General features: G+C 64.5%; 8 protein-coding genes and 2 pseudogenes. 7 read left to right on the top strand and 3 right to left on the bottom strand.

Annotated features, from left to right (window positions below; translation table 11 throughout):
* From ACESMO_RS10785 to ACESMO_RS10760, 6 genes are all read left to right on the top strand, one after another.
* Positions 1–121, top strand: a 121-nt coding sequence (locus ACESMO_RS10785; protein ID WP_372706167.1) for a transposase, incomplete at its 5' end; no start/stop codon positions are given.
* A 783-nt stretch (positions 122–904) separates the two neighbouring features.
* Positions 905–2,416 carry a TolC family protein gene (locus tag ACESMO_RS10780; protein WP_372708147.1) on the top strand — a complete coding sequence of 504 codons (1,512 nt, stop codon included), beginning with the start codon at positions 905–907 and terminating at the stop codon, positions 2,414–2,416.
* A 2-nt stretch (positions 2,417–2,418) separates the two neighbouring features.
* Entirely contained in the window at positions 2,419–3,774 is a 1,356-nt protein-coding gene (locus tag ACESMO_RS10775; protein WP_372708146.1) for a multicopper oxidase family protein, read from the top strand.
* 39 nt (positions 3,775–3,813) lie between these two features.
* A complete protein-coding gene (locus tag ACESMO_RS10770; RefSeq protein WP_372708145.1) occupies positions 3,814–4,335 on the top strand; it encodes a copper resistance CopC family protein in 522 nt (173 codons plus the stop codon).
* Positions 4,336–4,957: 622 nt separating this feature from the next.
* On the top strand, positions 4,958–6,148 hold the full coding sequence (locus ACESMO_RS10765) for a pilus assembly protein TadG-related protein (RefSeq protein ID WP_372708144.1): 1,191 nt from the start codon (positions 4,958–4,960) through the stop codon (positions 6,146–6,148).
* Positions 6,149–6,553: 405 nt separating this feature from the next.
* A complete protein-coding gene (locus ACESMO_RS10760; protein WP_372708143.1) occupies positions 6,554–6,961 on the top strand; it encodes a TadE/TadG family type IV pilus assembly protein in 408 nt (135 codons plus the stop codon).
* A gap of 208 nt (positions 6,962–7,169) precedes the next feature.
* Here ACESMO_RS10760 and ACESMO_RS10755 read toward each other — a convergent pair.
* Positions 7,170–7,371, bottom strand: a pseudogene (locus ACESMO_RS10755) (transposase); the annotation flags it as partial.
* Positions 7,372–7,689: 318 nt separating this feature from the next.
* Here ACESMO_RS10755 and ACESMO_RS10750 point away from each other — a divergent pair.
* Complete coding sequence (locus ACESMO_RS10750) at positions 7,690–9,792, top strand: prolyl oligopeptidase family serine peptidase (RefSeq protein ID WP_372708142.1); 2,103 nt, start codon at positions 7,690–7,692, stop codon at positions 9,790–9,792.
* 170 nt (positions 9,793–9,962) lie between these two features.
* On the opposite strand, the pseudogene ACESMO_RS10745 reads toward ACESMO_RS10750, so the two are convergent.
* A pseudogene (locus tag ACESMO_RS10745) lies at positions 9,963–10,164 on the bottom strand (transposase); the annotation flags it as partial.
* A gap of 25 nt (positions 10,165–10,189) precedes the next feature.
* Positions 10,190–10,318, bottom strand: coding sequence for a hypothetical protein (locus ACESMO_RS10740; protein WP_372708151.1), 129 nt, complete (start codon positions 10,316–10,318; stop codon positions 10,190–10,192).
* Between the last annotated feature and the right edge of the window lie 2 nt (positions 10,319–10,320).

Raw genomic sequence — 10,320 nt, 5'->3', positions numbered from 1 at the left:
GATCGAGAACATGTTCGGCAGGCTCAAGGACTGGCGACGCATCCATACCCGCTACGACCGATGCGCACACACCTTCATGTCTGCCATCACTATCGCCGCCACGGTGATCTTCTGGCTATGATCAATGAGTCCTGAGCCTAAGGAATAATAACAATATTCCTCCGGGCCACGAATCCCGGGGTCGGACGTTCGGATCGCTCAGGGCGCGCCATTTTTCAAGAACTTAGCCGGTTTTGGGGTCCTTGATTGGGCCGTACACATCCCTTGCACAGTTTGAGGTCACTCAGGAGTGAGGCTCGGCCATGGTAAGCGGTGGTGCGATCAAGCACTCCCTAATGGGCGGAAAACTCCATGTTTACCGCCGCGAGAACAGCGGCCAGTGGCAGTGCTCAACCTACCTCGCGGGTAAGAACCACCGCGTCGCCACCAAGTCCGCAAGTCTGGCGCACGCCATACAGTTCGCCGAGGACTGTTACCTGACGCTTCGAGGGGTCCTGTCAGGGTAACTTCGCCAGGTCGAAGAGGCCCCTACCCTGCCTTCGTTCAGGCTGCCGAGACCGCCCACGCGGTCGCCGCGTCGGCGCGGAAACGTCGAAGGGTGGGTTTGCTGATCAGATTGTGTTTGATATTTCAGGCTATGGATCGGCGTCCAGAGCGGGACATCGCCCAAGCCAAAGTGACCATTCAACACAGGGTCGCTCAATCAGTCTGAGGGTCTTTCAGGCGGTCCAAGCCAACGTCTGGTTTGCTGGCCCCGGCGCTCAATAGGTTTGTTCTGGTGCGTCCGCCCGCCGCGGCATGGAATCTGAGGGGCAGAAGGACGGCGCGCGTATCCCTGCCAAGTCCCTCTGACAGACTGAGGCTGATGCTTAATTTGATCGACACCCGCGTAACGAGACTGCGATTGCCTCCGGCCGTCAGGCCTGTGGTCGCCCTCGCACTGATGGCGACCCTTGCCGCCTGCGCCACCGTTGACCCCAGCCAGGACACGGCCGAGATCAACCGGATGCTGACCGATCGCGGCGCGCCCGCGCTGGGCTGGGAAACCAACGGCACCGTCAATGACGAGGTAACCGTACAGGCCTGGCTGGACGAGCCGATGACCCCGGATCGCGCCGTAGCGATGGCCATGCTGCGCAGCCCCCGGCTTCAGGAGCAGTATGGCGAACTGGGACTGGCCCGGGCTGATATTCTGGAAGCGGTGCAGATCGCCAATCCACGCCTCAGTGCGTCGCGGATGTCTGTGGAGGACGGCCCCGGGACGCAGATCGCCTACGGTCTGGCCATGCCGTTGGTCGATCTGTTGATCCTGCCGTCAAGGGTGCGGCTGGCTCGGGCCGAGCATGAGCGGGCGCGTTATCAGATCGCCTCGGCGGTGATGGACGTCAGTCTGGAGGTCGAGGCCGCCTGGTACGCCCACGTCGCCGCCCGGCAGGTTGCGGAGATGCGCGCCGCCGTCGCCGAAGGTCTCGATGCATCGGCCGATCTGGCGCAGCGCTATTTCAATGCGGGCAACATCTCCGAACTTCAGTTGAGCCGGGAACAGGCCGCAGCCAGCGAGGCGCGGATCGACGCGGCGCGCGCTGCGGTGGAGGCCCGCATGGCGCGGCTGGAACTGACCACATTGATCGGACTGACGGGGCCGGAGGCCGAGTGGCAGGCGACGACCGTATTGCCGCTGCCGGTCGCGATCGAGGACGATCCGGCGGAACTGCGGCGTATGGCGGCCGAGAGTAGCCTGACGCTGTTGGCCGCGCGGCGCGAAGCCGAGATCAGCGCGAGCGCCGCCGGGGTCACGAGCGCCTTCCGCCTGCTGGGGGATACCGGCATCGGCTATGAGCGCGAGGAGGAAAGCGACGGCTCGCGGATCAGCGGGCCGACGCTGGACCTCGAACTGCCAATCTTCAATCAAGGCCAGGCGCGGGTGGCGCGAGCGCAGGCCCAGCTTCGTGTGGCGCGGGCGCGCCTGGCGCGGATCGAGCTGAGTTCGGCCAATGCGGTGGAGGCGGGCGCGGAGCGGGTCCGGGTCACGAGCGAGATCGTGCGCATCCACCGTGAGGCCCTGGTACCCCAGCGCGAGACCGTCGTGGCGCGCAGCCAGGAACAGCAGAACTATATGCTGATCGGCGTCTTCGACCTGATCCGGGCCAAGACCGAGGAGTATGACGCCTACCAGAGCTATCTGGAGGCCGTGCGCGACTACTGGCTGGCGCGGGTCGATCTGATGCGGGTGGTGGGCGCGCGTCTGCCCAGCGAGCGACAGAAAACTGAAGCGAGCCCGAGCGTGTCGGAAATCCTGTCGCCGCCGGCTGGGGCGGCGTTGCAGGGTATGGACCATTTACAGCATGGCGCTTCGGCCCCTGCCCCGGATGCGCCTGCCACCCCCGATCACAGTAATCACGGAGGCCGCTTGTGAGCGTGAGCCGCAGAGACATCATGCTGGCGACTGGCACCGTGGCCCTGGCTTCGGCTGCTGGTCCGGTCAGTCGCGCCGTGGCCCAGGACCATTCCGGCCATGCCATGCCGATGCCCGCCCAGACGGCGGCGGCTCAGGCTCCCGCGCCCGTTGCCACAAGCCGCGCGTCGCCAGCTGCGCGCGACGGCCGCTACACGCCGGTGCGGACGCTGAACGGCTGGACGCTACCTTACCGGATGAACGGCGGCGTCAAGGAGTTCCACCTGATCGCCGAGGAGGTCCAGCACGAGTTCGGTCCGGGTTCGACCGCGACCTGCTGGGGCTACAACGGCTCGACGCCCGGCCCGACGATCGAGGCGGTCGAGGGTGACCGGGTCCGCATCTTCGTCACCAATGCGCTGGGTGAACACACCACGGTCCACTGGCACGGCCTGATCCTGCCCTCGGGCATGGACGGGGTCGGCGGCGTCAGCCAGCCGCACATCCAGCCGGGCGAGACCTATGCCTATGAGTTCACCCTGGTTCAGCACGGCAGCCATATGTATCATCCGCACGCCGACGAGATGACCCAGATCGCCTATGGGCTGATGGGGCTGTTCATCATCCACCCGCGCCAGCGTGAGGCCATCGACCGGGACTTCGCCTTCCTGTTACATAACTGGGCGCTGCATCCGGGGACGTGGCGGCCCGATCCGGCGGTGATGACCGAGTTCGACCTGTGGACCTTCAACTCCAAGGTCTTTCCGGCGATCGAACCTCTGGTGGCCCGGACCGGCGACCGGGTTCGCATCCGCGTCGGAAACCTGTCGATGTGGAATCACCCGATACACCTGCATGGCGTCCAGTTCGACGTCACCGGCTCGGACGGCGGGCGCGCGCCCCGCGCCCAATGGCGCAAGGAAGCCACCGAGATCGTCGGCGTCGGCCAGATGCGCGACATCGAGTTCGACGCCGTGCCCGGCGACTGGGCGCTGCACTGTCACATGGCCCACCACACGATGAACGCCATGGGCCACGACATTCCCAACCCGACGGGCGTCGATCAGACCGGTGTCGAGGCCCGGATCCGCCGGATGCTGCCCGGCTATATGCCCATGGGTCGCGAAGGGATGGCCGAGCATCAGGAACACACCGACGGGGGTCACCGGGGTCCCGCTAACACCCTGCCAATGATGATGGGGCGTGGGCCGTTCGGGAACATCGAGATGGGCGGAATGTTCACCCTGGTGAAGGTCCGCGACGACATCCGTGCGGGCGACTACGGCGATCCGGGCTGGTACGATAACCCGCCCGGCACCGTCGCCGGCCGCGTCAGCACCGACCGCAATTTCGGCTCGCCGCCCAGACGTCCAGCCTGATCCAGACTTTCGGGGGCCTACCTTCTCAAGGAGACGACCATGACCAAGACCATCACCTTCGCCACCATCGGCCTGATCGCTGCTTTCGCCGCCGGTTCGGCCAGCGCCCAGACCGCTCCGGCGGCCGACCCGCACGCCGGACACGCCATGCCGGCCCAGGTCCCGCAGACTGCCCCGGCCGCTGATCCTCACGCAGGCCATTCGATGCCTGCGGGTGCGCACGCAGGCCACGACATGTCTGCCAAGGTCCAGGGTTCGATGTCGGTTCCCGCCCCGACCGGGACCGCGCTGAAGGCGTCCACCCCCGCCGCCGGGGCTATGCTGAACGCCTCTCCGACCGAGATTTCCGTGACGCTGCCGCACGCCATGACGGTGCAGTCGGTCGTCTTGACCAACGCTGCCGGGCAACGAATCCCGCTGTCGGCCACCTTGTCCGCTGCGCCGGTCGAGACCGTGACCTCGCCGGTCCCGGCCCTTCCAGCCGGAACCTATACGGTCGCCTGGACCGCCGCCGGTACCGACCACATCATGACCGGCACGTTCGGCTTCATGGTCCACTGAACGTCGCCAAGCTGTGTGGAGAAGCGGCGCCGCCTCGGACACTGCATGCCTGCGAGCCGCCGCTCATGGCCCGGTTCGCCCGACCGAAGCGGTCAGGTACCTTGACGGCGCCATGCCGTGCTCCACGGTTACACACGCTCCCCGGCTTTGACGCTGCCCGTTGAGACTGTTCTGAACGACGTCCGGTTCCGTCAGGACACGCAGGTCTTCGCGTCTTTCGACCCAGCGGCGCGCGATCAATTCGGCGACCAACGCTGGCCGTTCGCCAGATGCGAAACGGAGCGCGATAGGCCGGGGTCAGGCCGAACTCCTGCTGGTCATTCGTGGTCAGGGGATGCGGCTGCGGTTGAAAGGCGACGCCGCTGTTCCATCACCCACGCTCCATCTCCGAAGAAAAGTTGGCGTGTTGCGTTCACCGGTTGAGGCCAGCATCCATTGCGGGCACTCTGCACCCGTCGGCTTCCATATCTTTGAGAAACACCCATCGCCCCGTCGAAGACGATAGCTGAACCTGTTATGGTTTGCTTTCTGTTTACTGCATCCCCTTAATAAGTGTTAATGGTAGATCGTCCATAGTTTGGGCATGGCCAATTCATTACCACGAGCAGGCTTCCTTCGCCGAATGGCGCTCAATACCAGTGGTAACATCGCCCTGCTGTTCGCCTTTTCTATGCCTCTTGTCGTGGGCGCTGGCGGGTTCGGGGTTGAAACGACTTATTTATACTACAAGCGCAGCCAGCTTCAGGCCGCCGCCGATGCCGCCGCCCATGCCGGAGCAACAGAACTGCGCAGTTCCGGGCGAGCAACGGAGGTTGAGCCCGTAGCCCGGACGGTCGCCGTCGATAACGGTTTTAATGCACCGGAAGGACAGGTCGAGGTCAATGCGCCGCCTTCGTCCGGCGCTTATCGGACCCGGGATGCGGTCGAGGTGATATTGACCGAAAGGCAACAGCGCTTTTTCACAGCCTTCTTCTCTTCAGAGCCGATATTTTTCCGTGCACGAGCGGTCGCGGAGTTTCGCACGGCCGCCAACGCCTGTGTTCTGGCCCTTAAAAGGACATCAGGACGTTCGGCCCAGTTTGCCGGAAACTCAGTGGCCAGATTCAACGGTTGCGTCGTTATGTCGAACTCCACAGCGACGGACGCCGTCAACGTCCAAGGATCCGCGAGCCTCAGGGCCAACTGCGTTATCAGCGCCGGCGGCATGCAGGGTCTGTCCAGGGCGACGCTGACTGAATGTGCCTCACCAATTCTGGAGGCGGCACCGGTCGCCGACCCTTATGCAGATCTCGTGGCTCCCGCCACGAACGGTGCCTGCCGTAGTTCTTCGGGTGCCTCTTTGCTGCCAGGCCGCTATTGCGGGGGACTGCGCCTGTCCGGCAATGTCACCCTGCAGCCCGGGGTTTATGTAATTTCCGGGGGTGATTTCAGGGTAAACGCCAACGCCCATATTTCCGGGACTGGCGTTACAATCTTTCTGGACAGCGGCGTTCAGGTCAGCATGAACGGGAACGCCGCCGTCCAGCTGACAGCGCCCACAACGGGACCCTACGCCGGCGTTCTGTTTTTTGGCGATAGATCGACCACGGGGACCTCAAGTTTCAATGGCACCGCAGACTCGCGCATGACCGGCGCAGTATACATGGCGACACGGTCCGTCAGTTATCTGGGCAATTTTTCCGGGCTGAACGGATGCACCCAGATCGTCGCCGACACTGTATCGTGGTCTGGCAATACATCGGTCAGCGTGGACTGCGCGGCCGCTGGGATCAGGACCCTGCCGGTTCTCCAGGTCGTGCAGTTGGTGGAATGATGCGACGACTTTCTCACATCTGGACAGACGTTACGGGCGTTGCGACGACTGAGCTCGCGCTTGTCGTCCCCGGCCTTGCCTTGATGGCGCTCTTGTCACACGATGTTTGGCAGAACGGCCGGGCGACCCAGAAGGCGGCCGCCGCAGTGGATATTGCGGTCGAGTATTATTTCAATGGCGGGACAAGCGATTCCCGCGCCAGCCAGGCGGCCTTGGATGGCTGGTCGGAGCGATCGCCGGATTCGACGGTTGTAATCTCCCGGAAACTCGGTTGCGGCGGGACCACGACACTTGCTGCAAGCTGTCCGAACGGTTCCGCTGCTGCAACCTATGTGACGATTGTCACCCGGGGTTCAACGCAGGGCATGCTGTATAGCCCCACTATCCAATTTGTGAGAAGCGTCCGTGTCCGCTGAATCAGGAAGATCCTTCCTGAAGGATAACGACGGGGCCGGCGCGCTGGAATTTGCCATCTGTGCGCCAATACTCCTGGCCTTGATCTTCGGTGTCTTTGCTCTGGCCTGGGCGCAGCATTCGCAATCTAGCGTGCGGTTCAGCGTGGAGCAGGCCTCGCGCAGCCTGTCTCTCAATCCCGCGCTGACGGAAACCCAAATCGACAGCCTGATCCGCAACAACGTTCCCGAGATCCAGCCCGAACATCTTGACATCGATTTACAGATTACGGCCGAAGGGCCCACTGGAAAATTGGGAACGATAACAGCGACCCTACGTCAGGAATTATCAATCCCGAACGCCTTCACAGTGCCCTTGTCCAGCACTGTCCGGCTGAAGACGGCGCTGCGACCGCTTTGAAGTGTCTGGTCTGTGGATCGGCATCCAAAGCGGAACCCTGCCAACTTTGGTCAAGTCACTGCTCCAGTGATTCCAGAGCGCGATCTATGGTCTGAACGGCACCGCTCGGGACCTCACACCAGACGGTCTTTCTTCAATCGCGCCCGTCGCTTACCACCATGACGATGGGGGTCCCGCCTTGGGCTCTGACGCAGTTTTGGTGACGGGATCATGGTGTTGAGCCGATCAGCCTGGCCTGTAGATGATCGAGCTTTCTGCGGCCGTACATCTGGCGTTTGGCGAGCTTGAGCTTGGTGATCTGACCCTCGGTCTGGCCGTTGGACCAACCAGCGGTGATCGCCGCGCGGACGGCGTTGATGTCGCGGTCTATGCCGTTGGCGAAGGCCGCCAACCAGGCTGGCGCGACCACGCTCGATCCAGGCGCACAGGTCGCCCTCACCCTGGGCATCGACTGGTCGGGCCCGTGCTCCGGATGTGGATGGTGGTGCGATCACCGTCGGGCCAGGCACCGGTCAGGACGAAGCCCGCCGGGATGACGCTGGACGAATAAAGGGCTTTGCCATGACGTTGATCCGGACGTGAACCCCGCGCCAGTCAGCCAGCCAACTTCATCAAAACTGCGTTCCAACCCCTGGACGCCGATCCACAGCTTGCGGGGTGCCCGGCAAGCGGCTTGCCGGGCACGACCGCCTTATCTAGTCTGAATCCGCAAACAGGGGGCGGGCCAGATGACGATGCGGAGGGGGCTTTTGGCGGGTGTTGCGGCGCTGGCGTTGGGCACGAGCGGCGCGGCCTGGGGCCAGACACCGCCCAATCCGACCGGACCTGTCATCGCCCCCACCGCGACCGGCGGTCTCAGTCCGGACCAGTTGGCGATGATGGAGCGCGTCTCCGACCCGCGCCTGTCGCCCGACGGCCGACGCATCCTCTATACTGTGCGGACGACCGACTGGGCCGGCAACAGGGCTGTCGGCGCGGCCTGGGTGATTGATGCCGACGGAACGCCACGCCGTCTCGCGGCCTCGGACGGCGGCCTCTCCAGCGCGCGCTGGTCACCGGATGGACAGGCGATCTATTTCCTGTCCTCTCGCGGCGGCTCCAGCCAGGTCTGGCGCATGGACCGCGAAGGTCAGGCGGCGGTGCAGGTCACAACCCTGCCGGTGGACGTCACCGCCTTCCGTATGACGCCGGACGGACGGGCGCTGGTCGCGGCCCTGCCGGTGTTTGCGGACTGCGCGGACCTAGCCTGCACCCGCGACCGTCTGAAGGCGCAAGAAGCGGCAGTCTCGACCGTGCGAGCTTACGACCGGCTGCCGTTGCGACCATGGGACAACTGGAACGACGGGCGACGCAGCCATCTGTTCGTGCTCCCGCTGAACGCCTCAGGCCTGGCCGCGGGCGAGGCGCGCGACCTGATGGCCGGGGTGGACGGGGACACGCCGGCGCGTCCGCTGGGCGACGACAGCGAGTTCGTCATCGCGCCGGACGGACGCCGGGTGGTGTTTTCAACCCAGATGCAGGGCCGCACTGAGGCCTTCACCAACAATCTCGACCTCTACAGTGTCGCAATGGAAGGCGGCGCGCCGGTCAATCTGACCGCGTCCAATCCGGCACCGGACACCAGTGCGGTGTTCTCGCCCGACGGCCGCCGTCTCGCCTGGCTGGCGGGTCGGCGCGAGAATGTTTATGGCGACCAGGCCGTCGTCATGGTCGGTAATGTCGATGGCTCGGACGCGCGGGCGCTAACGCCCGACTGGGATCGAGGCCCCGGAGCGCTGCGCTGGCGTTCGGACGGGCGGGCGCTCTACGCCGTGGCCGCTGAAAACGGCCAGCAGAAACTGTTCGAGATCGACGCGCGCAGCGGCGCCGTCCGGGCCGTGACAGATGAGGGCACGGTCGCAGCCTTCGACGAGGTCGACGGGCGGCTGGTGTTGTCACAGGAAGGCTTCGGCAGTCCGGCCCAGATCGTCGAGGTCGTTGAAGGCGTCGACCGGCCCCTGACCCGCCACAATGCCGAGGCCCTGGTGGGGACCGACCTGCCGGAGGGCGAGAGTTTCACCTTCGCCGGCTGGAACGGCGAGGCGGTGCAGGGCTGGGTGTTCAAACCGGCGGGCTATGTCGAGGGGCAGCGCTATCCGGCCGTCCATCTGATCCATGGCGGACCCAAATCACCCTTCACCGACGGCTGGAGTTATCGCTGGAATCCGCAAATCTACACCGGCGCAGGCTTTGCGGTGGTGATGATCAATTTCCATGGATCGCCGGGCTTCGGCCAAGCGTTCACCGATTCCATCACCAACCACTGGGGCGACCGGCCGCTTGAGGATCTGCAGAAGGGCTGGGAGTCGGCTCTGGCGTCCAATGCTTTCATCGACGGGGACCGCGCCTGCGCTCTCGGTGCCTCCTATGGCGGCTATATGGTCAATCTGATCGCCGGCAAATGGAACGGCCCGTGGCGCTGTCTGGTCAACCACGCGGGGATCTTTGACGTCGGCCAACTGATGAACGCCATGGATCTGGCCACCTTCAGCGCCGAGTTCGGCGGCCCGTCATGGGAGCGCGCCGACCTGTACCGCGAATTCAGCCCCAACACTTGGGTGGCTGACTGGTCAAAGCCCATGCTGGTCCTGCACGGCTCGCGCGACTTCCGGGTGCCGATCGAACAGGGGCTGGGGACCTTCTCGGCCCTGCAGAGGCAAGGGATCGAAAGCCGGTTCGTCCATGTGCCGGACGAGAACCACTGGGTGCTCAAGCCACGCAACTGGGTCGACTGGCAGCGGGAAATACTCGACTGGACGGCGGACCATACCGGACCCGCCGCCGCGCCCTGACCCGCTTCCGCCCGCCGTCGCGCGGTGCTACGCTAGCTACCTGATCCGCGTCTTCGTCGATAGGAAACCGTCCATGCGTCACCGTTTCCTGCTATCGGGCGTCTGCGCGGGCCTGTCAGGGTTGTGAATCGGCGTCCAAAACGGGCTCTGACGCAGTTTTGGTGACGGGATCATGGTGTCGAGCCGATCAGCCTGGCCTGTAGGTGATCGAGCTTTCTGCGGCCGTACATCTGGCGTTTGACGAGCTTGAGCTTGGTGATCTGACCCTCGGCTTGGCCGTTGGACCAACCAGCGGTGATCGCCGCGCGGACGGCGTTGATGTCGCGGTCTATGCCGTTGGCGAAGGCCGCCAGCCTGGCTGGCGCGACCACGCTCGATCCAGGCGCACAGGTCGCCCTCACCCTGGGCATCGACTGGTCGAGCCCGTGCTCCGGATGGGGATGGTGGTGCGATCACCGTCGGGCCAGGCACCGGTCAGGACGAAGCCCGCCGGGATGACGCTGGACGAATATAGGGCTTTTGCCATGA

Origin of the sequence: Brevundimonas sp., from assembly GCF_041688735.1 — a bacterium.
Taxonomy (GTDB): domain Bacteria; phylum Pseudomonadota; class Alphaproteobacteria; order Caulobacterales; family Caulobacteraceae; genus Brevundimonas.
This window is presented reverse-complemented; position numbering and strand designations above follow the sequence as displayed.

Excerpts from the sequence above, each read along its gene's own strand:
- ACESMO_RS10770 (WP_372708145.1), top strand. The coding sequence starts at position 3,814 with ATGACCAAGACCATCACCTTCGCCACCATCGGCCTGATCGCTGCTTTC.
- ACESMO_RS10765 (WP_372708144.1), top strand. The coding sequence starts at position 4,958 with ATGGCGCTCAATACCAGTGGTAACATCGCCCTGCTGTTCGCCTTTTCT.
- ACESMO_RS10750 (WP_372708142.1), top strand. The coding sequence starts at position 7,690 with ATGACGATGCGGAGGGGGCTTTTGGCGGGTGTTGCGGCGCTGGCGTTG.
- ACESMO_RS10740 (WP_372708151.1), bottom strand. The coding sequence starts at position 10,318 with ATGGCAAAAGCCCTATATTCGTCCAGCGTCATCCCGGCGGGCTTCGTC.